A 24,638-nucleotide genomic window follows, 5' to 3' on the forward strand; every position below is an offset into this window, starting at 1 on the left:
CTTCCGTCTGCTGGGATCTGCTCAGTGGGTGGTCAGGCCGAGCATGGCGGCGAGCCGCGCCCGGTGGCGGGCGGGCGGCCCGAACAGCTCGCCCGATCCGTGGGCCCGTTTGAAGTAGCGGTGCGCGTCGTGCTCCCAGGTGATCCCGATCCCGCCGTGCAGCTGGATCATCTCGCCGGCCACCGCCGAGAACGCCTCGGAGCAGACGGACTTGGCGACGGCGGCGGCCCGCGGCAGCGCGCCCGGGTCCTCGTCGGCGGCGAACGCGGCACCGAGCGCCGCCGAACGTGCCGACTCCACGAGGACGTAGGCGTCGGCCAGCCGGTGTTTGACCGCCTGGAAGGAACCGATGGGCCGTCCGAACTGGACCCGGTTCCTGGCGTATTCGACGGTGAGCTCCAGACAGCGCCCGGCCGCGCCCACCTGCTCCGCGGCCAGTGCCGTGCAGGCCAGATCCCGCACGTGGTCCAGATACCGCCCGCCGTCGCCGTCGACGCCCAGCAGGCGTCCCTCGGCCTCGTCCAGCACCCATCGGGCCTGGGCCCGGGTCCCGTCCATGGTGACGACGGGCTCCCGGCGGACCCCGGCGGCGCCGGGTGGTACCTCGAAGAGCGACACCCCGTGGGCGGTACGGGCGGCGACGAGCAGGACGTCCACGCCGGGCCAGTCCAGCACGTGCTCCTTGGTCCCGGTGATCAGCCAGGCGCCGTCGGAGGGCCGGACCGCCGCGGCGCGTATCGCCTCGTGGTCCCAGGAACCCTGTTCCGCCCAGGCCAGGGCGCCGACCGAGGCGCCCTCGGCGAGCCCCGGGAGCAGCCGCCCGCACGCCTCCTTGTCGGCACAGGCCAGCAGCGCTCCCACCGTGAGCACTGCGGAGCCCAGGCAGGGCAGCGGGCTCAGGGCCCGGCCCAGCTCCTCCATCAGCACATGGACATCGCGGACGCCGCCGCCTGCCCCGCCGTACTCCTCGGGCACCGTCAGACCGGCCGCACCGATCTGCGTGGCCAACGGCGTCCAGGCGGACTGACCCTGATGTTGTGTCAGAAGCGCCCGGACGGCGGTGCGCAGCTCTTCCTGCTCCTGTGTCGGTCTCATCGGTCCGCTCCCACGACGCGGGCCCGGCAGGCGGCCGGGGTGCCCCACGCGTCGCGCAGGGGGCGGGCCTTGCGGATCCACAGGGACAGGTCGAGTTCGTCGGTGTAGCCCACGGCGCCGTGCAGTTGCAGAGCCGTGCGCGCCGCCGCGTACGCGGCCTCGCCCGCCGTGACCTTGGCCGCGGCGATGTCCCCGCCCGCCCCCTCGTCGCCCGCGGCGAGGGCGAGCGCGGCGCCGTGCACCAGCGGCCCGGCGAACTCCAGCGCCAGCAGGGTGTCGGCCAGCCGGTGCTTGACCGCCTGGAAGGAGCCGATCGCCACCCCGAACTGGCTGCGCTGGGTGACGTATTCGACCGTGCGGGCCAGCAGGGTCCGTCCGGCTCCGAGGGCCTGGGCAGCCGTGGAGAGCGCGGCCACATCGGCGGCGTACCCGGCGGCGGCGGCCACCGCGGGACCCTGGGCGAGGACCGTCCCGCCGGACGGCCGTGACAGCCGCCGCGCGGGGTCCACCGAGGGCTGAACGGCCCCTGCCCCTGTGGTGAGGCGCAAGGTGTCGCCGTCCACGAGGAACACCGCGTCGGCCATGTCGGCGTCCAGGGCGTACGGGCCGAGGCCGGTCAGACAGAGGGAGACGGCCGACTTCCCGGAGGCGATCAGGGGCAGCCGGCCGCCGGCGACGCCGTCGTCGGCGAGCCGGTCGAGCAGGGCCGCCGCGGCCACCGTCTCGACCAGGGGTCCGGGGACGGCGTGGCGCCCCAGTGCCTCGAAGGCGAGGGTGAGTTCGAGCGGCAGGGGCCCGAACCCCTCGTGCCGCTCCGGAACCGCGAGCGCGAACACTCCCGCCTCGGCCAGCCGGGCCCAGAGGGCACGCCCCGGGCCGTGGTCGCCGGCCGCCCAGGACCGTACGACGGACGGGGTGTCGCAGGAGGTGAGCAGAGCGTCGAGGGAGCGGGCGAAGTCCCGTTGCTCGGCGTCCAGGAGGAAACGCATCAGCGGCGCCCCTTCGGCAGGCCGAGCAGCCGCTCGGCGATGATGTCGCGCTGGATCTCGTTGGTGCCCGCGTAGACGGGGCCCGCCAGCGAGAAGGTGTAGCCCTCGGACCAGCTGCCGTGGTCCATCGATTCCGTTGCGTGGTCGGCGAGTTCGCCGTACGGACCGAGCAGGTCGAGTGCCGTCTCGTGCAGGGCGATGTCCAGCTCGGACCAGTAGATCTTGTTGAGGCTGGAGACGGCCCCGGCGGGTCCGCCGTCGCCGTGCAGGACCTGGGAGACGCCCGCGTAGGAGAACAGGCGGTAGGCGCGGGCCCCGATCACCGCGTCGGCGACCCGGTCGCGCAGCGCCGTGTCCGCCGGGTCGCCGTGCTCCCGCCACAGGGCGGTCAGGCGCTCCGCGGCGGCCGTGAAGCGGCCCGGGCTGCGCAGGGTGAGACCGCGCTCGTTGCCGGTGGTGCTCATCGCGACCCGCCAGCCCTGGCCGGGCTCGCCGATGACGTCCTCGTCGGGTACGAACACCTCGTCCAGGAAGAGTTCGGCGAAGGCGGGCTTCCCGTCGAGCCGCCCGATGGGCCGTACGGTCACGCCGTCGGCGTCCAGCGGGAACATGAGATACGTGAGCCCGCGGTGCGGCCGGTCCGCGTCCGGGTCGCTGCGGAACAGCCCGAAGGCCCGGTCGGCGAAGGCCGCCCGCGAGGACCACGTCTTCTGGCCGCTGATCAGCCAGCCGCCCTCGGTCCGCACGGCCGTCGACTTCAGCGAGGCCAGGTCCGAACCGGACTCCGGCTCGGACCAGGCCTGGGCCCAGATGACCTCACCGCGTGCCATCGCGGGCAGGATCCTGGCCCGCTGCCCGGCGGTGCCGTTCTCGAAGAGGGTCGGTGCCAGCAGGTTGATGCCGTTCTGGCTGACCCGGCCCGGAGCGCCTGCGGCGTAGTACTCCTCCTCGAAGATCATCCAGTGCAGCAGGGAACTGCCACGCCCGCCGAACTCCTCGGGCCAGGAGACCACCGACCAGCGGTCCGCGGCCAGGGTCGCCTCCCACTCCCGGTGTGCGGCGAAGCCCTCGGCGGTCTCCAGGGACGGCAGGGGAGCGGCCGGGACGTGGGCGGCCAGCCAGTCGCGCACCTCGGTACGGAACGCCTCGTCGGCCGCGTCGAAATCGAGGTCCATCAGGCGCCCGCCTTCTTCATCGCCCGGATGTCCATGCCGCCGAGCGCGTCCGGTGCGGTCTCGGCGTTGTGCGCGTGCGCCAGGTGGTGCAGGCCGAACACCGAGTCCATTCCGGTGTGCATGCCCTGGAGGTCCTCGGCCTGGTTGACCGCGCGCTTGGTCAGCGCCAGGCCCATGCGCGGCATCTCCGCGATGCGCAGTGCCAACTCCTCCGTGCGTCCGGCCAGTTCGTCCCGGGAGACGACCCGGTTCACCATGCCGACCTCGTACGCGCGCCACGCGCTCATCCGGTCACCGGTGAAGAGGAACTCCTTGGCGATCCGTGGCGGCATCACCCACGGGTGGGCGAAGTACTCGACGCCCGGGATGCCCATCCGGACCACGGGATCGGCGAAGAACGCGTCCTCCGAGGCCACGATCAGGTCACACACCCAGGCGAGCATCAGGCCGCCCGCCACGCACGCTCCCTGCACGGACGCGATGACCGGCTTGGGCAGCTCCCGCCAGCGGCGGCACATCCCCAGATACACCTCGGACTCGCGGGCGAAGCGGCTCTCCGCGCCCTCCTTGTCCGAGTGGTCCCACCAGAGTCCCGCCCGGCGCTCGAACGGCAGATGCGCGTCCCGATCCGGGGTCCCGATGTCATGGCCGGCGGAGAAGTGCTTGCCCGCCCCGGCCAGGACGACGGTCTTCACCTCGCTGTCGTCGGCCGCGCGGTAGAACGCCCGGTCCAGGGCGTAGGTCATCGCGGAGTTCTGCGCGTTGCGGTAGTCGGGCCGGTTCATGGTGACCGTCGCGACAGGGCCCCGCTTCTCGTAGCGCACCGGTTCGTCGTGGGCAGCGGACATCGGCCCCTCCTTCCCTAACAAGTGTTTGGTAGATTAACGTACCCCCATGAGCAGCGTCGAGGAGTTCCGCACCGAGATCCGCGGCTGGCTGGCCGCCAACCTCACCGGCGCCTTCGCGGGCCTTCGCGGCCGCGGCGGACCCGGCCGTGAGCACGAGGCATTCGCCGAACGGCTCGCCTGGGAACGGCACATGGCCGCCGAGGGCTGGACGTGTGTGGGCTGGCCCGAGGAGCACGGAGGCCGGGGCGCGACCATCGAGCAGCAGGTCGCCTTCCACGAGGAGTACGCCCTGGCCGACGCTCCCGCGCGGGTCAACCACATCGGGGAGCAGCTGCTCGGCCCGACCCTGGTGGCGTTCGGCACGCCCGGGCAGCGGGCCCGCTTCCTGCCGCCGATCGTCGCCGTCGAGGAGCTGTGGTGCCAGGGCTACAGCGAGCCGGACGCCGGGTCCGACCTGGCGAACGTACGGACCAGGGCCGAGCGGGACGGCGAGGACTGGGTGGTCAGCGGGCAGAAGACCTGGACGTCACTCGCCCACGACGCCCAGTGGTGCTTCGTCGTCGCCCGTACCGAACCGGGCTCCACCCGCCACGCGGGGCTGTCCTACCTGCTGGTCCCGCTCGACCAGCCGGGAGTGGAGATCCGGCCGATCCAGCAGCTGACCGGCACCTCCGAGTTCAACGAGGTCTTCTTCGACGGCGCCCGCACCCGCGCCGCGCACCTCGTCGGCGAACCCGGCGACGGCTGGCGGATCGCCATGGCCACCCTCGGCTTCGAACGCGGCGTCTCCACCCTCGGCCAGCAGGTCGACTTCCGGCGCGAACTGGAGAGCCTCATCGGCCTGGCCCGGCGCAACGGCGCCGCGGACGACCCACTCATCCGCGACCGGCTCGCCCGCGCCTGGACGGGCCTGGAGGCCATCCGGTTCAACGCCCTGCGCATGCTCGACGGCGTGGCGGCGGGCGCCCCCGGCCCCGAGGCGTCCATCGGGAAGATCTTCTGGGCTACCTGGCACCGGGAACTCGGTGAACTCGCCATGAGCGTCCTCGGCGCCGGCGGCATGACCGCACCCGAGGCCCCCTACGAACTCGACGACTGGCAGCGGCTGTTCCTCTTCTCCCGCTCCGACACCATCTACGCCGGGTCGAACGAGATCCAGCGCAACATCATCGCCGAGCGCGTCCTCGGCCTGCCCAAGGAGATCCGCCCGTGACCCCGCAGCCGCCCTATGTACCGGGCCACTCCCTTCTGGACGGACGCACCGCGGTGATCACCGCAGCCGCGGGCGCCGGCATCGGCGGAGCGACCGCCCGCAAGTTCCTTGAGGAGGGCGCCCGGATCGTCATCGGCGACGCCCACGAACGCCGTCTGAAGGAGAGCGCCGCCGCCCTCGCCGAGGAGTTCGGCGCGGACAACGTCGCCGCGCTGCCCTGCGACGTCACCGACCAGCAGCAGGTCGACGCCCTGTTCGCGCTCGCCGCCGAACGCCACGGCGGTCTCGACATCGTGGTTAACAACGCCGGACTCGGCGGGACCGCCGACCTCGTCGACATGACCGACGAGCAGTGGGCGAAGGTACTGGACGTCACCCTGAACGGCACCTTCCGCTGCACCCGCACCGCCCTGCGTCACTTCAAGGAGAGCGGTGCCGGCGGCATCGTCGTCAACAACGCCTCCGTGATCGGCTGGCGCGCCCAGCGCGGCCAGGCCCATTACGCCGCCGCGAAGGCCGGCGTCATGGCCCTCACGCGCTGCGCCGCCCTGGAGTCGGCCGACTTCGGCGTACGCGTCAACGCCGTCGCCCCGAGCCTCGCCATGCACCCGCACCTGGTGAAGGTCACCACTCCGGAGCTCCTCGCCGAACTCACCGAACGCGAGGCCTTCGGCCGGTACGCGGAGCCCTGGGAGATCGCCAACGTCATCGTCTTCCTGGCGAGCGGCTACTCGTCGTACATGACGGGGGAGACCGTCTCCGTCAGCAGCCAGAGGGCGTGAAGGCGATCACCGGGACCGCGAACGCCGAACGGCGCGCCGAACTCCTGGCGACCGCCGCCGAGGTGTTCGCCGCCCACGGCTACAACGCCACCACCGTCCGTCGTATCGCGGACGAGGCGGGGATGCTCGCGGGCAGCCTCTACTACCACTTCGACTCCAAGGAGTCGATGCTCGACGAGATCCTCTCGGCCTTCCTGGACGAACTGTGGACCGGCTACGACACGGTCCTCGCCGCCGGACTGGGGCCGCGCGAGGCCATCGGGGCGCTCGTCACCCAGTCCTTCCGGCAGATCGACCGGCACGGCCCGGCGGTGGCCATCTACCAGCGGGAGTCCAGACACCTGTCCGCCCAGCCCCGCTTCGCCTATCTCGCCGACTCCCAGCTGAAGTTCGAGAACGCCTGGCTGCGCACGCTGGAGCGCGGAGTGGCCGAAGACGCCTTCCGCGGCGACCTGGACGTCCGGCTGGTCTACCGCTTCGTCCGCGACACCGTCTGGGTGGCCGCCTCCTGGTACCGCCCCGGCGGCACCCACAGCCCGGAGGAGATCGCCCGCCAGTACCTGTCGATGGTCCTCGCGGGCATCACCACCACGTCCTGATTTACCCTCACCTCTCTTACGAAGGAGCAGTCATGGCCGAGGCCTACATCGTCGAAGCGGTACGCACCCCGGTCGGCCGGCGCAAGGGCGGTCTCTCCGCCGTCCACCCCGCCGACCTCGGCGCCCATGTCATCAAGGCACTGGTCGAGCGCAGCGGGATCGACCCGGCCGCGGTGGAGGACGTCGTCTTCGGCTGCCTGGACACCGTCGGCCCCCAGGCCGGGGACATCGCCCGCACCGCCTGGCTCGCGGCGGGTCTCCCCGAGGAGGTGCCCGGCACCACCGTCGACCGGCAGTGCGGCTCCTCCCAGCAGGCCGTCCACTTCGCCGCCCAGGGAGTCATGTCCGGCACCCAGGACCTGGTCGTCGCGGGCGGCACCCAGAACATGTCGATGATCCCCATCGCCTACGCCAGCCGCCAGGCCGCCGAGCCCCTGGGTCTGACCGACGGCCCGTACGCCGGCTCCGAGGGCTGGCGCGCCCGCTACGGGGACGCGCCCGTCAACCAGTTCCACGGCGCCGAACTCATCGCGGAGAAGTGGGGCATCTCCCGCGAGGACATGGAGCGCTTCGCGCTCCGTTCGCACCAGCGGGCCGCCCGCGCCATCGACGAGGGCCGGTTCGCCCGGGAGACCGTGGCGTACGGCGACGTGACGGTGGACGAGGGGCCGCGCCGGGACACCTCTTTGGAGAAGATGGCCGGCCTCAAGCCCGTCGTCGAGGGCGGCCGGCTGACGGCCGGTGTCTCCTCGCAGGTCTCCGACGGCGCCTCGGCCCTGCTCATCGCCTCCGAGCGGGCCGTCGCCGAGCACGGCCTCACCCCGCGCGCCCGCATCCACCACCTCTCCGTACGCGGCGAGGACCCGATCCGGATGCTGTCGGCGCCCATTCCGGCGACGGCGTACGCGCTCAAGAAGGCCGGGATGTCCATCGGCGACATGGACCTCGTGGAGATCAACGAGGCGTTCGCACCGGTCGTCCTCGCCTGGCTGAAGGAGACCGGCGCCGACCCCGACCGGGTCAACGTCAACGGCGGCGCCATCGCGCTCGGCCACCCGCTGGGTGCCACCGGTGCCAAGCTGATGACGACCCTGCTGCACGAACTGGAGCGCACCGGCGGCCGCTACGGCCTGCAGACCATGTGCGAGGGCGGCGGCCAGGCCAACGTGACCGTCATCGAACGGCTCTGAGCGGCCGGGTCCGCACATGTCCCCCGGTGGCCCGTTGCGGGGCGGGACACCGGGACCGGACCGGAACCCTAGACATCAGACGTCTGATCTTAGGTAGAGTCTCCCCGGACCGTGAACCGAGGGGCGGGTGTCCCGCCTGCCCTGCCGGGCCCAACCGCACGGTACGGGAGACCCGACACCATGAACACAGCACTGCCCGCCGCTCTTGTGGGCGCGTATGCGGCCCTGCCCTCCCTGCCGGCCGACCAGGAACGCTTCTACGAAGGGCTCGCCGGCCGGGAGATCGCCGACGGGTTGGAGATCCCGTACCGCGACGGACTGGGTGAGGACGTTCCCTGGCTGGCCGCACAGATGCGCGGCCGCTTCACCCGTTCCGTGATCACGCTGATTCCCGGCACGATGGCGCGCGTGGGCGCCTCGGGCACCTTCGGGCTCGCCTCCGCGGACCCCGACGGCCGGCAGGCGGCGCTCGGCTTCCTCCAGGAGGCCCGCACCGCCGCCGAGGAGCTGAACCAGCTCACCGGCGAGCAGTCGGTGTCCGTCCTCCACATCCACACCGCGCCCTCGACGACCGCGGTGGCGGAGATGTTCGCCCGTTCCCTCGACGAGATCACGGCGAGCGAACCCGCGGCGGGCGCCTGGTCCACCCGGCTCGTCCTGGAGCACTGCGACGCCTACGCGCCCGGCGTCCTGGGGGAGAAGCGGTTCCTGCCGCTGGAGGCCGAGATCGCCCTCGCGCGCGCGGGCCGGATCGGGATCGCCGTCAACTGGGGCCGTTCGGCGATCGAGGCACAGGACCCCGGCCGGCCGCTCGCCCAGATCACCCGTCTCGCCGCCGAAGGACTGCTGGAGGGCGTCATGTTCTCCGGTGCCGGACCGGCCGCGAACGCGTACGGCGGGCCGTGGGCGGACGCCCATCTGCCCCTCACCGAGGACGAGCCCACGTCCCTCATGGACGCGGACGAGGTGCGCCGTTGCCTCCGCGCCGCGGAAGGCGCGCTCTCCTACGCGGGCGCGAAGATCCAGGTTCCCGGCGATGCCACGGTCGACGCGAGGCTCGCGATGGTGGACCGCGTCATGAGGCTCCTGCCCGCACGCGGGACCGCTCCGGCCGGTGGGTGCCCCTGAGCGGGCAACGGGAACGACCACCGCGCCGGGCCGGAACCACCAAGTCCCGGCCCGGCGCGGTGGTCGTTCCCGTTGCCGCCGTACGGCCGTTCGTCAGTGCTGCTGATGGCCCTTGCGCCCGGACGCCTTGACCGTCCAGGTCAGCTTCTCGGTGGCCTCGGCGCGGACCTCGGGGTCGCGGACCGACGCGGTCCGGTCCACGGACATGACCGTGACCGTGTGCGTCCTGCCGTCCGCGGGGACACCCAGCGCGGCGGGGACGACGGCGGAGAGGCCCTGCGCCCGCTTCACGGGGCGGCCGTCCACGTACCAGCGCAGCTCCGGCGCGGCGAGACCTTTGAGCTCCGCCCGGGAGACCTTGATCCGGGTGGTCCGCGGGATCGCGGAGTCCGTGGCGACCACGCTGCTCAGGGCGTTGGCCTCGCGGTAGAAGCCGGCGATCATGGCCTCGCGTCCGGGAAGGTTGAACTCACTGATGTTCAGGGCCCGCATGAGGGAGTTGGCGGTCGGGCGGTAGATCCCGAAGGGGTAGTAGCTGCTGCCCTCGTACGTGCCGACGGTGCCGCCCGTGGGGTCGGTCTCGCCGAGCCAGCGGTACCACTTGGTCCGGTTGGCGGCCATCTGCTCCGCGGTGAAGGTGCTGGAGTTGATGTCGGGGAGTTCGCCGCCCGTCCACGTGCCGTAACCGTCGTACGTGTACTCGTCCGCCAGGAGTCCCACCGAGTGGGCGATCTCGTGGGCGGCGATCATGCTCGACTGCACGTTGTCGGAGGAGAGCGTGGAGACGCCGTCGAACGGGTAGCCCTCCGCCTCCAGGCCGGAGTAGCCGGCGCCGCCGTACTTGGTGGAGTTGGAGATGACGATGACCAGGTCGGCCTCGGGGGCCTTCGCGGCGTAGGAGGCGACCTTGTCGATGTCGGCGCAGATCAGCCGCTCGGTCTCCGAGCACCAGAAGTAGCTGCCGAGCGCGGTGTCCTTGGCGACGTCGGCGGTGGGGTCGCCGGTGATGCCGGACTCGGCCGACACCGCGTCGACGGTCCACACGTTCATCAGGCCCTGATAGCTGGAGTAGGGCTCGATGTCCGTGATGGCCGCCCACTTCGTGGCCGCCGCGGCATGGAAGGCCTCCTGCTGGTCGGCGGTGTAGCCGTCGCCTACGATCACCACGTCGAGCCGGTCGGCCGAGGAGCCGGTCACCGACAGCTTCCCCACCTCCCCGTCGGTCGTCTCCGCGGCGGGGGCCACGCTCCGGGCGGCCGGACGACCGCTCACCGTATCCGTGTTGACCGGGACCTCGGTCCGGCGGCCCTCGCCACCGGGCTCAGGGAAGTACTCGACGGAGACACGGGGCTTATGGGCGGGCTCCGGGTCCAGGGCGGCCGCGGGGGTGGCGAGGGCGGCGCCGATGATCGCCGTGAACGCGACGCCCACGGATATGGCGGTAGATCTGTTCGTGCGCATGCCGATCCTCACTCCGGTGTCCGGATCGTCGGCGGCCGACGTCCTCCAACACCCGGGCTGAATTAAGTCGTTGTTTCAGTCGGTTTGAGTTGCGGTTTAACTTAGGCTTCGGCAGGGAGGCGCACAACGGGTGCGAGGGCGGGAATGATGTTGCTTTTGGATAACTGGGCTCTTCGCCAACGGGAGAATCCGGGCATGGGCACAGGAAGAAGGACGGTCATGGCGCACACCAGCACGGCGACGGCGGACGGCGGCGAGGCGCCCGGGCGGCCCGGCCCGGCACAGGGAGAGGCGCCGGACGCACCGGCCGCGATCGGCCGCCGCGTGAAACGGCTCCGCAAGGAGCGCGGACTGACCCAGCGACAGCTCGCCGAACCCGCGTACACCGCCGCGTACGTCTCCACCCTGGAAGCCGGCAAGGTGCGGCCCTCCGAAGCGGGCCTCCGTCACCTGGCCGAGCGGCTCGGCGTCGCCCACGAGGAACTCGCCACGGGCCGGCCCACCCATATCGCCACGGCTCTGCGGATGGGGCTGGCCGATGCCCAGCGGACACTGGCCGTAGAGGACGCCGCCGACGCGCGGACCGCCTACGAGCAGATCCTCGGCCGCGCCGAGGAGTACGGGCTCACCCAGGAAAGCGCGGCGGCGCTCGTGGGCCTCGGGGAGTGCGCGTTGGAGACGGGCGAACTGACCGAGGCCCGGGCCCGGTTCGAGGCGGCCGAGCACGCACTGGCCGACGATCCGCTGCCCGCCCGGGCGCGGGCGGTCCGCGGCAGGGCGGTCGCCCACTATCTGGCCGGTGAGCTGCGCTACGCGTGCTACCTGCTGGAAAGCGCCATCGACGGACTGAACACGTCCGGGCTGCACGACCCCGGCGCGTTGCTCCAGCTCTACACCGCCTCGATCGCCCCGTACATGGACATGGGCGCCCACGCCCGTGCCGCGCAGGCGGCCGAACTCGCCCTCGCCCTGGTACCCCAGGTGTCCGACCCCGCCCTGGTCGCCACCATGCACCGCACGGTGGCGCGCACGCTGCTGGCCGAGGGCAGGGTCGACGCCGCACAGGCGTCGCTGGCACGGGCCACCGAGCTCTACGAGCAGCTCCAGATCCGTACCGAACTCGCTCACTGCCACTGGATGCGGGGCTACGTCTGTGCCCAGCACGACGACCTCGCACAGGCGGAGACGGAACTGCGCATCGCGCACTCGATGCTGGTGTCCAAGCGGGCCGCGCTGTACGTCTCGCAGGTGGAGGTCGAACTCGCCGACGTCCTGCGAAGGGGCGGGAAGTCGGCGCAGGCCGCGGAACTTCTGGAAAGCCTGCTGGCCGGACTCAAGCCCGGCCGCGGCGCGCTGCACGCCGGCGGCGCCCACCGCCTGCTCGGGCTGATCGCCGAGGAGGCAGGTGACGCCGAGGCGGCCGAACTGCACTACGCGACCGCGCTCTCCCTGCTCGAACAGACGGGAGCCGCCGGGGACCTCGCCGACATCTGCCGGCTGCTGGGAGACCTGCTGCGCAGCGAGGGCCGGACGGAAGCGGCGCTGAACGCCTACCGGACCGGTCTCGGACACCGCGCCGAACCGGGTACCACCACCCTCGGCCCCGCCCCCGCCCGGCCGCCGTTCGGCCACTGGGCCTGACAGTGCGGCCGGGCCGTGCCGACCGTCCCCCGAACGACGACATTTGTACAAGACCCATCGCGGACAGCCCCGGCATCATCCCGGCATGAGTGAATTCGACGCCGTTCCTTCGCACGGCATGCACGTGGTCCACGACGGCCCGGGGGAGGGGCCGCCGCTGTTGCTCATCCATGGATCGGGGGCCTCGGGAGGTACCTGGAGCCCGATGGTCCGGACGCTCGCAGCCCGCCACCATGTCATCCGGATCGATCTCCCCGGCTGCGGCCAGTCCCCGCCCGCGGCGTCGTACGACGTGCCCGTGCAGGCGGGCCAGGTGGCGGCGCTGCTCGACGATCTCGGCCTTGGCCAGGTCGCCGTGGCAGGGCACTCCAGTGGCGGCTACGTCGCCACCGCGCTCGCGGAAGCGCGTCCGGACCTGGTGAGCTCCCTCGCGCTGATCAGTACCGGGCCGGGTCTCGACGCGCTCCTTCCGCAGCCGGCCATCCTCCGCCTCCTGCTGGGCCCGCCCTTCGGCCCGCTCCTCTGGGCGCTCCGTTCGGACGCGGCGATCCGCAGCGGTATCAGGGCGACGACCGTGCGGCAGGCGGACATCCCGGACGACCTCGTCGCCGGTGTACGGGGCACCACGTACCGCACGTTCCGGGCGGTGTCCCGGTGCAACATCGCCTACGTCGACGAGCGGAACATGCCCGAGCGGCTCGCCTCCCTGAAGGTTCCGCTGCTGGTGGTCTTCGGCGATGCGGACCCGCGCTGGGAGCCGTCGTCGGCGCACCGGTACGAGGCGGTGCCGGGCAGCAGGGTCGAGCTGCTGCCCGGCATCGGGCACATACCGCTGCTCGAAGCGCCGGAGGCGACCAGCGATCTGCTCCTGCGCTTCGCGGAGAGTCCCTAGGACGGCAGGCGCGTCACCCCGGCCCGGGCAGCGCCTTCAGCGTCGCCCGTGCCTCGTCCATGATCCGCTCGACCAGCTCCGAACAGGACGGCAGGTCCTCGATCAGGCCCGCCACCTGTCCCGAGGCCATCACCCCGATGTCCGTACGCCCCTCGACCAGTGAGGCCTTCAGCAGCATCGGGGTGTTGGCGGCCAGCAGCACCTGGCTCCAGGTCAGTTCCTTGCCGTGTTTCATCGCCATCCCGTCGCGGACCAGCTGGGGCCAGCTCGCACCGGACTCCTTGCGGAAGGCCGAGGCGTGCCACAGTGCCCGCAGCAGTGAGGTGGCGCGGCCGGAACGCTCCAGGGAGTCGACCATGGCGGTACGGAGCATCCGGTGCGGCAGGCCGTCCACCTGTGTGGTGACCGTGACGTCCTTCACGGTGGCGGCCAGGTACTTCGCCTTCACCGCGTCCGGGACGGTGCTGTCGGAGGTGAGCAGGAAGCGGGTGCCCATGCCGATCCCGGCCGCGCCGTAGGCCAGCGCGGCGACCAGGCCGCGGCCGTCGTGGAAGCCGCCTGCCGCGATCACGGGGATGCCGACGGCGTCCACCACCTGGGGGAGCAGCACGGTGGTGGCCACCTCGCCCGTGTGGCCGCCGCCCTCACCGCCCTGCACCATCACCGCGTCGGCCCCCCACGCGGCGACCTTCTCCGCGTGCCGGCGGGCACCGATGGACGGGATGACGACGACGCCGGCGTCCTTGAGCCGGGCGATCAGGTCCTTGGACGGGGCGAGCGCGAAGGACGCCACCCGGACCCCCTCGTCGATGATGATCCGGACCCGCTCGCCCGCGTCGCCCGCATCCGCCCGCAGATTGACGCCGAACGGCGCGTCCGTACGGGACTTGACCTCGCGGACCGCCGCGCGGAGCTGCTCGACGGTCATCGTCGCGGAGGCCAGGATGCCGAGCGCCCCCGCGTTCGCCGAGGCCGACACCAGCCGGGGACCGGCCACCCATCCCATCCCGGTCTGCACGATCGGGTACCGCGCCCCGGTCAGCTCGGTGAGCGCGGTGGGAAACGGCACGGGCCCGCTCACGCCGGGACCTCGCGCTCGCGCAGCCCCTCGGGGTCGATGACCTCACGGATCAGCCGGAGTTCGGCCGCCGTGGGCTCCCGTGTGAACGGGACCTCGTCGGGGACCGTGAGGGCGAACCCGGTGGCCCCGGTGACCTGTTCGAGGCTCACGCCGGGGTGCAGGGAACGCAGCCGCATCGTCCGGTCGGGGGTCTCGAAGTCGAAGACGCCCAGATTGCTGACGACTTCGGGGATGCGGTGGAAGCGTGTCGCGGAGGGTCCGGCCGCGGCCGCGCGGTCGTAGCCGACTCCGCTGACCATGTCGACGTGCTCCACGAACACCCGCGCCGAGTGCTTGGGCACCCAGTAACTCGTCGGGTTGTTGAGGGTGTTGACGGGAGCACCGCGCACCCCGAGCAGCTGGCGCGCGGGCCTGGCCCAGTCGCCGATGCAGGAGATGTTCTGGTTGCCGTGCCGGTCGATCTGACTGGCGCCCATCATCACGTGCCGGCGGCCCGTGGCGGTCAGTGTCAGGTGCTGGCGGAATGGCAGCCAGCCTTCGACGTTCCCGGCCTTCGCCCCCACCGCGGGCGTGTCGGCGATGAGCAGTGCCTCCCCGTCCGTGAGCAGCAGTTCGGGGGAGAAGGTCAGCCGCGCCAGACGTGCACCGATGGCCGGGACGGTGCCCATGGGGCTGGCGAGGACCTCGCCCGCGTCCCGCCAGGCCTCCGCGCAGGCCACCACGCAGTACTCGGCGCGGCTCGGCGCCTGGATGCCGGTGGTCTCGGTGCCGCTCATGCTTCCTCCTGGTGGAACGCGGTGACGGCGGCCTGGTAGGCGGCTTCGTCCCCGGACAGGAACCGTTCGACGAAGGCGGGCCAGGCCTCGGGGTCGCGGGCGGCCTTGACGTAGGCGCGCTGGAAGGCCTCGTCCCGGTCGTGGTCGGGCACACAGGAAGTGAAGTGCGCGCCGTTCGGCGTCTCGACGACCCCGTCCACGAACATCCGCTTGATCAGCAGCGTCTGCGGCCCGTGCTCCTTCAGCAGGTCCGCCGTCTCCACGATCTGCTCGCAGGAGACGAAACCCTGGTCGGCCGCCTCGCAGAACAGGTCGTCGAAGTACGGGTCGGGGCCCAGGTACTGCCCGTTGCCCTGCACGTCGGAGCGGTTGAGGTGGACCAGGGCCGCGTCCAGCCGGAGCGCCGGGGCCGCGACCAGCTTCTCGCCGTCCTCGTACGGTGAGGTGACCGTACGCAGGGCGGGGTTGACCTCCATCAGGTCCGAGCCCATCCCGGCGCGCACCGGCATGAACGGCAGCCGCTGCGCGCCCGCCGTCAGGCTCCACATCATCATCGCCTCGTCCATCTCGACCATCTCGAAGGCGCCGCGCTGCCGGGCCGCGGTGAAGTGCGGCTCCAGCGGTATCGAGTCGAGCGTCCCGAAGGCCGCGACCAGTTTGCGGATCTTCCCCGCCGCCGCGAGCAGACCCACGTCCGGTCCGCCGTACGACACCACGGTCAGGTCGGTGACGTCCGAGCGCAGCAGCGCCCGCACCAGAGCCATCGGCTTGCGGCGCGACCCCCAGCCGCCGATGCCGATCGTCATCCCGCTCTCCAGCCGGCCGACGACATCGTCGGCCGTCATCGTCTTGTCCTGTGTCACGTCTGCTGCTCCTTGTCCGTGCCGAAGGTGTCGCGCACACGGTCGGCGACGCCACTGAGGTTGGCCTCGAAGGTGAAGCCCTGCTCGAAGCGGTAACTGCGGCGTACGTCGACGGGGTCGATGCCGTTGATGGCGGCCTTGGCCAGCCGGATCAGATAGCCGTCCTTGGCGGCGATCTCCCCGGCCAGTTCGAGGGCGGCCCCGGCGAGCCGCTCGCGCGGCACGACACTGAACACCGAGCCGTGCCGGTGCAGTTCCTCCGCGGTCACGGTGCGCGAGGTGTAGTAGAGGGTCCGCATCAGGTGCTGCGGGACCAGCCGGGCCAGGTGTGTGGCGGCGCCGAGCGCTCCGCGGTCCAGCTCGGGCAGACCGAAGGTCGCGTCCTCGGCGGCCACGATCACGTCCGCGTTGCCCACCAGGCCGATGCCGCCGCCCAGGCAGAAGCCCTGCACGGCGGCGACCACCGGGACCTCGCACTCGTAGACGGCCGCGAACGCCTCGAAGCAGCCCCGGTTGGCGCCGATCAGCGCCTCGGGTCCGGTCGCGCGCTGCATCTCCTTGATGTCCACGCCCGCGTTGAAACCGCGTCCCTCGGCGGCGAGTACGACGCAGCGGATGCCCGGGTCTGCCCCGGCGGCCCGGACCGCCGCGGCCAGGTCGTACCAGCCCTGTACGGGCAGGGCGTTGACCGGAGGGAAGTCCACGGTGACGAGGGCGACGCCCTCGCGTGGGACGGAGGTGGAGACACCCATGAGCAGATCAGCTACCTTTCCACCAAACGTTTGTTAGGCCCAAAAGGTAGCAGCGATACGAACGCCGCGGGAGGGTGTCATGCCACTCAGTGGTACCGGCACCCCGTTCCCCCGCACCGGACGTCGCTCGTTGCCCGGCGCCCATCGAAAGGACACTCGTCATGACCTCACCGACCGCCCTGTGTGCCGGACGCGTCGCCGTCGTCACCGGCGCCGGCCGTGGACTCGGCCGTGCCCATGCCCTGGCTCTCGCCGCCGAGGGGGCGAAAGTCGTCGTCAACGACCTGGGGGTGGGCCTCGACGGCTCCGGTTCGGGCACCGGCCCCGCCCAGCAGGTCGTGAAGGAGATCCGCGCCGCCGGAGGCGAGGCGGTCGCCCACGACGGTGACATCGCCACCTCCGAGGGCGCCGCCTCCCTCGTCGCCACCGCGCTCGACTCCTTCGGCCGCCTCGACACGCTCGTCAACAACGCCGGGTTCCTCCGCGACCGGATGCTGGTCAACCTGGACGAGGACGACTGGGACGCCGTGATGCGCGTCCACCTCAAGGGGCACTTCCTGCCGCTCAAGCACGCGGCGGCGCACTGGCGCGCCGAGACCAAGGCAGGCCGTGCGCCGGCCGCCCGGGTCGTCAACACCAGTTCCGGGGCCGGGCTGCTGGGCAGCGTCGGCCAGGGCAACTACGCGGCCGCCAAGGCGGGCATCGTGGGACTGACCCTGGTCGCCGCCGCCGAGATGGGCCGCTACGGGGTCCAGGTCAACGCGATCGCCCCGGCCGCCCGGACCCGGATGACCGAGGCGACGTTCGCCGAGACGATGGCCGCCCCCGGCGAGGGGGCCTTCGACGCGATGGCCCCGGAGAACGTCTCACCGCTCGTCGTCTGGCTGGGCTCCGCCGCGTCCGCCGGGGTGAGCGGCCGCGTCTTCGAGACCGAGGCCGGCCGGATCACCGTGATGGAGGGCTGGCGGCCAGGCCCCACCGCCGACAAGGGCGCCCGCTGGACCCCGGCCGAGGCCGGAGAGGCGGTGACCGGCCTGCTGGCCGCGGCCGAGACCCCGCAACCGGTGTACGGCGCCTCCTGACATGGCGCGGCACGGGGTGGCGGCCGACCGGCCACCACCCCGTGCGGGCACGGGAGTTCAGGCGGTGGCCGGCTCGCCCCGCGCCCCGGCGACCAGCAGCGCGGGGGACTCCGTGCGGCCGTCCAGGATGCGATTGGTCCGGGTCACGACCTGCCACCCCTGCGGCGTGCGGCGCAGCCGCCAGTGGTTGGCCGTCGCCCGGCGCACCACGTACCGGCCCGACTCGTGCACCACCATCAGCGAATGGCACACCGCGACGGCCTCGTCGCCGTCCACCGTGATGTGGGGCGGGCCCACGACATGGGCGCAGCCCTGCCGGATCCAGCCCTGGTGCGCGGGGGAGCGGACCATCTCAACGATCCGCTCCCGGCCCGCGAGGAAGATCTCGTCGATGTCGTACACCCCGTCCGGCGCCCACAGCGCCGCGACGCCGTCCGCGTCGCCCCCGTCCACCAGCGGCCCGTACGAGGCCATCGTGCGGGCGATGTCACGCTCGTCCTCCAGCGCCCCGAGCCGTGCCTCGAGCGCGGCGATCCGGTCCTCGCTCATACCCGCGCCTCCGTGCCCGTCGTGAGACCCGCAAGGGCGGCGAGAGCCTCCAGCTGCTCGACGTAGTGGCCCGTCCCCGTGGCGCTCAGCGACACGCTGACCAGGGTGGCCCCGGCCGCGGACACCTTCCGCAACGCCTCGGACGCGCCGTCCGGATCGCCCGACGGATCGAGCGGGCGGCCCGCGCTCAGCACCACCTCGAAGCCGTCGGGCAGCGAGGCCGCCCCGACCATCTCGCCCAGCCGGTCGAGCGGCAGCCCGAACGGCACCCAGCCGTCCCCGTACGCCACCGCCCGGCGCAGCGAACGCGGGGTGCGGCCACCGATCCACAACGGCACGCGATCCTGCACCGCGTGCGGTTCCACCACGAGCCCCTCGTAGGCGAAGTGCTCGCCGTGGTAAGCGGGTTCGCGCCGGGACAGGGATGCCCGCAGCGCCGCGAGGGCGTCGTCGGCGATCGCTCCCCGGCCCTCGAAGGCGGCCCCGAGCAGCTGGAACTCCTCCTCCAGACTGCCCACACCGAGCCCCAGGACGACCCGCCCACCGCAGACGCGGTCCAGCGTGCCGTAGCGCTTCGCGATCTCCAGCGGATGGTGGTACCCGAGCACCAGGACCTGTGTGGCGAACCGGATCCGGTCGGTCCGGGCCGCGAGATACCCGAAGACGGACAGCGGATCCCAGTACGTGCCGCCGCGCTTTCCGGCGATGTCCACGGGCACCGCCACATGCTCCGAACAGGTCAGATGGTCGAAGCCGAGCCGGTCCGCCGCCTCGGCGACCGTCCCCAGGTCCTCGATGCCGGCAGCGCGCTCCCAGGGGGAATGGACGCCGGGGACGGCCGTGACGACGGGACTGTTGATGCCGAGCCGCATGGGGGCACCTCTCTCGGGGCGGAACGGGATGGAGCGGGAGCGTCCATCCAAGTCCCACGCCCCGGCCCGCGCAGGCCCCGTCCCGGTGGGCGGAAAGTCCACCTGGCCACCGGCTGCGGCCGGGTCCCACTCAACGGAACGACGCCCACCCGGCCGGTGCGGCACACGGGAACATCGGCGGCCGGCGGAAGGACGTCAGTACCGTGCCCCGAACGAACTGCGAGAGAACCCCCGCGCATCCCACCTCGGCCAAGCAGCGTCAGCGCTACGCCCGCATCCTGCGGGCCGCGGCGCACCTCGGAGCCGTGCACGGACTCGAAGGCGTGCAGATGCACGACGTGGCCCGGCGCTCCGGCGTCGCGATCGCCACCCTGTACCGCTACTTCCCGTCCAAGACCCATCTGTTCGCCGCCGTCCTCCACGACCAGGTGGGCCGCCTCGACGCCGGGACTCCGCCACCACGGCCGGGCACCGGCCCGGTGGAAGCGGTGAGCGAACTGCTCACCGGGGCGAGCCGGCAGCTCTTCGAACAGCCGCTGCTGGCGCTGGCGATGCTCCAGTCCAACAACGTCTCCCACGTCGGCGAGGGCAGCCCGGTCCGCCGCACGGACGAGATCCTCGTGGACCTGGTCCTGCGCACCGCCGGGGTGGCCGATCCCGGTGAGCAGGACCGGCGCGTGGTCCGCATCCTGGAGCAGGCCTGGTACGGACTGCTCACCACCGTCCTGTACGAGCGTTCCTCGGCCGAGGCGGCGCAGGACGGCATCCGGCTGGCCTGCCGGCTCCTCCTGGGCCCGGTCCTCGCCGAACGGCGCCCCTGACACCGCGCCAGGCGTCCGGTCAGCGGGACGCCGGGCGCTCATGGCGGGCCGGAGCTCCTACGGTGCGCGGGAGGCCGGTTTCCGCGGGTGCCGGGGCGACCGGCCCTCATGTGCCAGCAGCACCGACCCACCCGAGGAGTACTCATGCCGCGCAACGTCGTCGTCACCGGATCCGGTTCCGGGATCGGTGCCGCTCTCACCACCTTGTTCCGGGACCAGGGGGACCGCGTGATCGGCGTGGACCTCCGGGGCGGCGAGATCGACGCCGACCTGTCCACGCCCGGAGGCCGCGCCGCAGCCGCGGAGGCCGTCGTCGAGGCGGCCGGCGGTGTGGTGGACGCGGTCGTCACGTGCGCCGGCACCTCCGTGCCGGGGACCGCGATGGTCACCGTCAACTACTTCGGCACCACCGAGTTCCTGACAGCGCTGCGACCGGCCCTCGCCGCGGCCGAGCGGCCCCGGGTCGTGGCCATCGGCTCGATCTCCGGCACCCAGCCCCACGACCCGGAGGTCGTCGCCGCCTGCCTCGCCGGCGACGAGACCAAGGCCCTGGAGCACGCGGAGCGGGCCGTGGCCGACGGCCGCGCACGGCAGTTGTATCCCTCGTCCAAGGCGGCGCTCGCGCAGTGGGCGCGGCGCACCGCCGTCGCCGAGGGCTGGGCGGACGCGGGGATCCCCGTGAACGTCGTCGCCCCCGGTGTCGTCCTGACCCCGATGAGCGCGGGGCTCTTCGACGACCCGGAGATGAAGAAGGTCATGGACGCGGCGGTGCCCATGCCGCTCAACGGCTACCTGCAGCCGGAGGACGTCGCGCGGGCCGTGCTCTCCTTGGCCTCCGAGGGAAACAGCCACATCACCGGGCAGGTGGTGTACGTCGACGGAGGAGCCGAGGCGACCCTGCGCGGGCCCGCCGACTTCTGACCGGTCCCCGCCCGGCCCCTGCCCGAGTTCTGATGCCCGATTCCTGAGCAGCGCGCAGAGTGCCCCGGCCGCGTCACGCGGCCGGGGCACTGTCGCCTCCCGCTGAGGGCGTCAGACGCGCACCTGGTTCCGGATCACCTTGCCGGTGGCGTTGCGCGGCAGTTCCTCGTGCGTCAGCCGCCACTGCTTGGGGACCTTGAAATAGGCCAGCGCGTCCGCCGCGTACTCCCGCAGCGACTCCTCGGTGACCGTCGAGCCCGCCACGAGCACCACGACCGCGGCGACCTCCTGACCGAGGTCCGGATGCGGCACCCCCATCACCAGGCACTCACGGACGTCGGGGTGCTCGACGAGAACCGTCTCGATCTCCGCCGGGTAGACGTTCTCGCCACCGCGGATGATCAGGTCCGAACGGCGGCTGCTGAGGAACAGCCGGCCCTCGCGCAGTTCCCCCAGGTCCCCGGTGCGCAGCCAGCGGTCCGGACCGATGGCGCCGGCGGTGGCCTCCGGGTCGCGCCAGTAGCCCAGCATGTTGAACTGGCTGCGGACCCAGACCTCGCCCTCCTGGCCCTCGCCCAGCACCTCGCCGGCGGGGTCGCGGATCTCCAGCCGCACACCGGTGACCGGCCGGCCGAGCGTCCCGGGTGCCGCCGCCAGCTCCTGCGCGCTCGCCGCGGCGACGCCGGTGCAGGTCTCCGTCAGGCCGTAGCTGTCCACCAGCGAGTCCTTCGCGAACGGCAGGCCCTGGCGCAGCCGCTCCTTGAACGCGGTCGACGACGGCGCGGAGGCCAGCGAGAACGACGTCAGCGAGGACGTGTCGTACCGGTCGGCCCCGCCGTGTTCGAGCATCCGGTGGGCCATGGTCGGCACCGCGCCCCAGTTGGTGACCCGTTCCCGCTCGACCATGCCCAGGACGGCGTCCACCTTGAACGAGCCCTGGTGCAGGGCGATCCGGCTGCCGGTGGCGAGCCGCGGCACGGCCAGATTGTGCAGGCTCGCGATGTGGAACAGCGGCAGCGTGAGCAGATAGACGCGGTCCTGCGACGCCACGGGATCGCCGAACTCCTCGAACAGGGCGTCGTTCAGACGGTGGTACTCGACGACGGCCAGCAGGTTGCGGTGGGTGTGCACGGCCCCCTTGGGCCGGCCAGAGGTGCCCGAGGTGTAGAGGATGACGGCGGGGTCGTCCTCCGCGACGTCGGCGGAGGGCAGCGGCGCGTCGGGGTACGACGCGACGAAGCGGCTGATGTCGTTCTCCACGGACAGCACCGGCACCGCGCAGCCGGCCAGCTTCGCCGACTGTCTGGCGTCGGCCACCACCAGCGCCGGTTCCGCGTTCTCGATGCCGTGTGCCATCTCCCGCGCCGACCACCAGGCGTTGAACCCGACCGCCACCGCGCCGACCGACACGGTGGCCCAGAACGTCAGGATCCACTCGGGGGAGTTGGCGGCGGCGATCGCCACTCGGTCGCCCCTGGCGATGCCGTACTCCTCCCGCAGCACCTTGGCCAGCGACGCGACCTGGGCGGCGTGCTCGGCGAAGGTGATCCGCCGGTCCGCGGTGACGATGTACTCACGGCCGGCATGGGCGACGGACGCGTGCAACACCTCGTGCAGAGCCCGCTGCCGGTGGGTGAACACCGGCAGACGGGTCCCCAGCACTTCGGCGTCGGACAGCTCGAAACGGCCGCCCGGGCAGGTGAGCCGGCCGATGATCTCGGCCGCTCCGGCGGGAGCGGCCGAGCGGTGATCCGTATCGCTGGACATCAGGTGACTCCTGGTACGTCTCGAACTCCACTGGGATCGCGGTCGAGGCCAATGTCAGCAGTGCCGGGCCCTCTCCTCATGGCTGATTCCGGTCACTGGGACACCGTTTCACGCCGACGACCGGCCGACAACGACGGCGACGAGCGGTCAACGGGGGCATCACAGGGTTCCCGGTGAGTGGGATGGGTCACGTCGGCCGGATTTCGACGGCCGTAGCGTCCCCCCACCTGCTCCGGCCCCGGGCCTTCCCGCCCCGGTGCCACCTGCCTTCAGGCACCCGTTTTTCCCACCTTCCGGCACCGGTCCGACCGGCCCGGGCACATGGAGGAAGAAATGAAGCGAGCACCACGGCCGCGAGTCCACCTCGCCGCCACCCTGGCCGTCGCGGCGATGCTCACCTCCGCGTGCGTCTCGTCCGACGCCGGGGAATCCGACGGCGCCAAGACGCAGAAGACCGAACGCGGCCGCTACACCTTCGGGCTCATCGGCGACCAGCCGGACGCCGGCACCCCCGTCGACGGCGGCACCCTGCGCATCGCCGACTACGGCGAGGCGCGCAGCCTCAGCCCCGCCGTCACCTATGCCACCGGATCCTCCGGCGGCTCCGCGCTCGCGGCCGTGTACGACGTGCTGATGCGGTACGACACCGCCGCCAAGAAGTACGAACCCCAGCTCGCCAAGTCCCTGCGGAGCAGCGACGACAAGAAGACGTGGACGCTGAAGCTCCGCGACGGGGTGAAGTTCTCCGACGGCACCCCGCTCGACGCCGCGGCCGTGACCGCCTCCCTCGCCTGGTACCAGAAGAACAAGGGCGCCGACACCTCGATGCTCGCCCCGAACCTGGTCAGGACCGAGGCGACCGACGACTCCACGGTCGTCTTCACCCTCCGCAGCTCCTGGGCGACGTTCCCCGCGATGCTCGCCCAGGCGCCCGGCATGATCGTGGCCCCCGCCGCGTACGCGGGGAAGACGTTCAAGCCCATCGGGGCCGGACCCTTCGTCCTGGGCACGTACGCCCCCCAGGAGGAGATGGTCCTCAACGCCAACACGAAGTACTTCAAGGGCAAGCCCCACCTCGACGCCCTCCGCTTCACCTGGCCGCAGTCCGACCGCGCGAAGCTGGAGGCGCTCGACGACGGCACCGTGGACGTGGCGCACATGCGCGGCCCCGACGTCGTCGACGACGCCGTCAAGGCGGGCCACTTCGGGGAGCTGACCCTCACCGGTCTCGGCAACGTGATCACGGTCAACACCCGCAAGGGCCGGCCCGGTGCCGACCTGCGCGTCCGCCGGGCGATGGCCCTGGCCCTCGACCCCGAGCTCGACACCGAACGCGCCTACGACGGCAAGGGCCTGCCCGGCAAGGAGATCTTCCCGCCGGAATCGCGCCTGCACTCCGAGGTGAAACCCCTGGGCGTCGACCTCGACCAGGCGAAGAAACTGCTCGACGAGGCCAAGAAGGACGGCTACGACGGCAAGATCACCTACATGGACGGCAGTGACCCCGTCGCCAGGGCCAAGGGCGTGGTCATCAAGGCCATGCTGGAACGCGTCGGATTCACCGTGCGGCTCGACCTGGTCTCCTCCATCGCCGACCGGGTGGCCAAGACCTACGTGGAGCACGACTTCGACATCAGCCGCAGCGCCGCCAGCATCTCCGAGAACGACCCCTACCACCGGCTGCAGAGCGTCCTGAACTCCACGAGCTACGGCAATCCCGGCGGCTACGCCAACCCGAAGATGGACGCCCTGCTGGCCCAGCTCCACCGTGCGGACGGCGACGCCGAGATCCAGAAGGTCCTCGACCGGATCCAGACCCTGTTCAACGAGGACGTCCCCATGATCAACCTCGGTGCCAGCGCCGCACTCACCGCCTGGGGCAAGAACGTGCACGGTCTCGTCCCCACCGACGAGTCCATGACGCTCTTCGGCGAGGCGTGGATCAGCAAGTGACCGCCGGCGGCCCGGCCTGCCCGGACGGTTACGGAGAAGCCACCGCGGACCGGGCCGCTCACGCCGGCCGGACCGTTCCCGCTCACCGGGACTCCGCCCTGGGCCGGCCGGCCGGCCCGCCCGTAGCCTCACCGCACCGTGGTGCGCATCCCGTAGTCCCGTGTGCCGCCACCGGGCAGATCTGGAGG

The 24,638-nt window shown here is 72.1% G+C and carries 23 protein-coding genes; 11 read left to right on the forward strand and 12 right to left on the reverse strand.

Going from position 1 to position 24,638, the window contains the following annotated elements; all coding sequences use genetic code 11:
- Positions 1-21 precede the first annotated feature (21 nt).
- The 4 genes from OG959_RS33795 to OG959_RS33810 are packed head-to-tail and all read right to left on the reverse strand — an operon-like array spanning position 22 to position 4,107.
- Positions 22-1,095, reverse strand: a complete 1,074-nt coding sequence (locus OG959_RS33795) for an acyl-CoA dehydrogenase family protein (protein ID WP_326664585.1) — start codon at positions 1,093-1,095, stop codon at positions 22-24.
- Positions 1,092-2,084 (reverse strand): acyl-CoA dehydrogenase, encoded by a 993-nt coding sequence (locus tag OG959_RS33800; RefSeq protein WP_326664587.1) that lies wholly within the window; start codon positions 2,082-2,084, stop codon positions 1,092-1,094. The genes OG959_RS33795 and OG959_RS33800 overlap by 4 nt, the downstream gene beginning before the upstream one ends.
- Positions 2,084-3,259 carry an acyl-CoA dehydrogenase family protein gene (locus OG959_RS33805; RefSeq protein WP_326664589.1) on the reverse strand — a complete coding sequence of 392 codons (1,176 nt, stop codon included), beginning with the start codon at positions 3,257-3,259 and terminating at the stop codon, positions 2,084-2,086. Before OG959_RS33805 ends, OG959_RS33800 begins: the two co-directional genes overlap by 1 nt.
- Positions 3,259-4,107, reverse strand: coding sequence for an enoyl-CoA hydratase (locus tag OG959_RS33810; protein ID WP_326664591.1), 849 nt, complete (start codon positions 4,105-4,107; stop codon positions 3,259-3,261). The genes OG959_RS33805 and OG959_RS33810 overlap by 1 nt, the downstream gene beginning before the upstream one ends.
- 46 nt (positions 4,108-4,153) lie before the next feature.
- On the opposite strand from OG959_RS33810, the gene OG959_RS33815 reads away from it, so the two are divergent.
- The 5 genes from OG959_RS33815 (at position 4,154) to OG959_RS33835 (ending at position 9,019) form a co-directional block, all read left to right on the forward strand.
- Positions 4,154-5,320, forward strand: coding sequence for an acyl-CoA dehydrogenase family protein (locus OG959_RS33815; RefSeq protein ID WP_326664593.1), 1,167 nt, complete (start codon positions 4,154-4,156; stop codon positions 5,318-5,320).
- Positions 5,317-6,102 carry an SDR family oxidoreductase gene (locus OG959_RS33820; protein ID WP_326664594.1) on the forward strand — a complete coding sequence of 262 codons (786 nt, stop codon included), beginning with the start codon at positions 5,317-5,319 and terminating at the stop codon, positions 6,100-6,102. The genes OG959_RS33815 and OG959_RS33820 overlap by 4 nt, the downstream gene beginning before the upstream one ends.
- Positions 6,099-6,701 carry a TetR/AcrR family transcriptional regulator gene (locus OG959_RS33825; RefSeq protein WP_326664596.1) on the forward strand — a complete coding sequence of 201 codons (603 nt, stop codon included), beginning with the start codon at positions 6,099-6,101 and terminating at the stop codon, positions 6,699-6,701. Before OG959_RS33820 ends, OG959_RS33825 begins: the two co-directional genes overlap by 4 nt.
- 32 nt (positions 6,702-6,733) lie before the next feature.
- Positions 6,734-7,891: an acetyl-CoA C-acetyltransferase gene (locus OG959_RS33830; protein WP_326664598.1), complete on the forward strand. Its 1,158-nt coding sequence runs from the start codon at positions 6,734-6,736 to the stop codon at positions 7,889-7,891.
- 180 nt (positions 7,892-8,071) lie between these two features.
- Positions 8,072-9,019: a DUF4862 family protein gene (locus tag OG959_RS33835; protein ID WP_326664600.1), complete on the forward strand. Its 948-nt coding sequence runs from the start codon at positions 8,072-8,074 to the stop codon at positions 9,017-9,019.
- Positions 9,020-9,112: 93 nt separating this feature from the next.
- Here OG959_RS33835 and OG959_RS33840 read toward each other — a convergent pair whose 3' ends face one another.
- Positions 9,113-10,480: a M64 family metallopeptidase gene (locus tag OG959_RS33840; protein WP_326664601.1), complete on the reverse strand. Its 1,368-nt coding sequence runs from the start codon at positions 10,478-10,480 to the stop codon at positions 9,113-9,115.
- Positions 10,481-10,699: 219 nt separating this feature from the next.
- Between OG959_RS33840 and OG959_RS33845 the strand changes: the two genes are divergently transcribed.
- Positions 10,700-12,121: a helix-turn-helix domain-containing protein gene (locus OG959_RS33845; RefSeq protein ID WP_326664602.1), complete on the forward strand. Its 1,422-nt coding sequence runs from the start codon at positions 10,700-10,702 to the stop codon at positions 12,119-12,121.
- An 85-nt stretch (positions 12,122-12,206) separates the two neighbouring features.
- A complete protein-coding gene (locus tag OG959_RS33850) occupies positions 12,207-13,013 on the forward strand; it encodes an alpha/beta fold hydrolase (RefSeq protein WP_326664603.1) in 807 nt (268 codons plus the stop codon).
- 13 nt (positions 13,014-13,026) lie between these two features.
- Here the strand turns inward: OG959_RS33850 and OG959_RS33855 are convergent, their stop codons facing one another.
- Genes OG959_RS33855 through OG959_RS33870 form a run of 4 tightly spaced genes read right to left on the reverse strand, consistent with a single transcriptional unit; the run spans position 13,027 to position 16,485 of the window.
- Entirely contained in the window at positions 13,027-14,082 is a 1,056-nt protein-coding gene (locus OG959_RS33855) for an NAD(P)H-dependent flavin oxidoreductase (protein WP_326664604.1), read from the reverse strand.
- 8 nt (positions 14,083-14,090) lie between these two features.
- Entirely contained in the window at positions 14,091-14,870 is a 780-nt protein-coding gene (locus tag OG959_RS33860; RefSeq protein WP_326664606.1) for a CoA-transferase subunit beta, read from the reverse strand.
- Positions 14,867-15,715, reverse strand: a complete 849-nt coding sequence (locus tag OG959_RS33865) for a CoA transferase subunit A (protein ID WP_148015585.1) — start codon at positions 15,713-15,715, stop codon at positions 14,867-14,869. Before OG959_RS33865 ends, OG959_RS33860 begins: the two co-directional genes overlap by 4 nt.
- 14 nt (positions 15,716-15,729) lie before the next feature.
- Positions 15,730-16,485, reverse strand: a complete 756-nt coding sequence (locus OG959_RS33870) for an enoyl-CoA hydratase family protein (protein ID WP_326664608.1) — start codon at positions 16,483-16,485, stop codon at positions 15,730-15,732.
- A 161-nt stretch (positions 16,486-16,646) separates the two neighbouring features.
- Between OG959_RS33870 and OG959_RS33875 the strand changes: the two genes are divergently transcribed.
- Entirely contained in the window at positions 16,647-17,567 is a 921-nt protein-coding gene (locus tag OG959_RS33875) for an SDR family oxidoreductase (protein ID WP_326664609.1), read from the forward strand.
- Positions 17,568-17,624: 57 nt separating this feature from the next.
- Here OG959_RS33875 and OG959_RS33880 read toward each other — a convergent pair whose 3' ends face one another.
- Positions 17,625-18,116 (reverse strand): nuclear transport factor 2 family protein, encoded by a 492-nt coding sequence (locus OG959_RS33880; protein ID WP_326664611.1) that lies wholly within the window; start codon positions 18,114-18,116, stop codon positions 17,625-17,627.
- Positions 18,113-18,988, reverse strand: a complete 876-nt coding sequence (locus tag OG959_RS33885; RefSeq protein ID WP_326664614.1) for a TIGR03619 family F420-dependent LLM class oxidoreductase — start codon at positions 18,986-18,988, stop codon at positions 18,113-18,115. Before OG959_RS33885 ends, OG959_RS33880 begins: the two co-directional genes overlap by 4 nt.
- A 203-nt stretch (positions 18,989-19,191) precedes the next feature.
- Here OG959_RS33885 and OG959_RS33890 point away from each other — a divergent pair, with 203 nt between their 5' ends.
- Together OG959_RS33890 and OG959_RS33895 are read left to right on the forward strand one after the other, a co-directional pair.
- A complete protein-coding gene (locus OG959_RS33890) occupies positions 19,192-19,809 on the forward strand; it encodes a TetR family transcriptional regulator (protein WP_326664616.1) in 618 nt (205 codons plus the stop codon).
- A gap of 144 nt (positions 19,810-19,953) precedes the next feature.
- Positions 19,954-20,730, forward strand: a complete 777-nt coding sequence (locus tag OG959_RS33895) for an SDR family oxidoreductase (RefSeq protein WP_326664618.1) — start codon at positions 19,954-19,956, stop codon at positions 20,728-20,730.
- A 111-nt stretch (positions 20,731-20,841) separates the two neighbouring features.
- Here OG959_RS33895 and OG959_RS33900 read toward each other — a convergent pair whose 3' ends face one another.
- Entirely contained in the window at positions 20,842-22,497 is a 1,656-nt protein-coding gene (locus OG959_RS33900; protein WP_326664619.1) for a class I adenylate-forming enzyme family protein, read from the reverse strand.
- Positions 22,498-22,830: 333 nt separating this feature from the next.
- Here OG959_RS33900 and OG959_RS33905 point away from each other — a divergent pair, with 333 nt between their 5' ends.
- Positions 22,831-24,450 (forward strand): ABC transporter substrate-binding protein, encoded by a 1,620-nt coding sequence (locus tag OG959_RS33905; protein ID WP_326664621.1) that lies wholly within the window; start codon positions 22,831-22,833, stop codon positions 24,448-24,450.
- Positions 24,451-24,638 lie beyond the last annotated feature (188 nt).

Origin of the sequence: Streptomyces sp. NBC_00385 (genome assembly GCF_035917155.1) — a bacterium.
GTDB lineage: Bacteria > Actinomycetota > Actinomycetes > Streptomycetales > Streptomycetaceae > Streptomyces > Streptomyces poriferorum.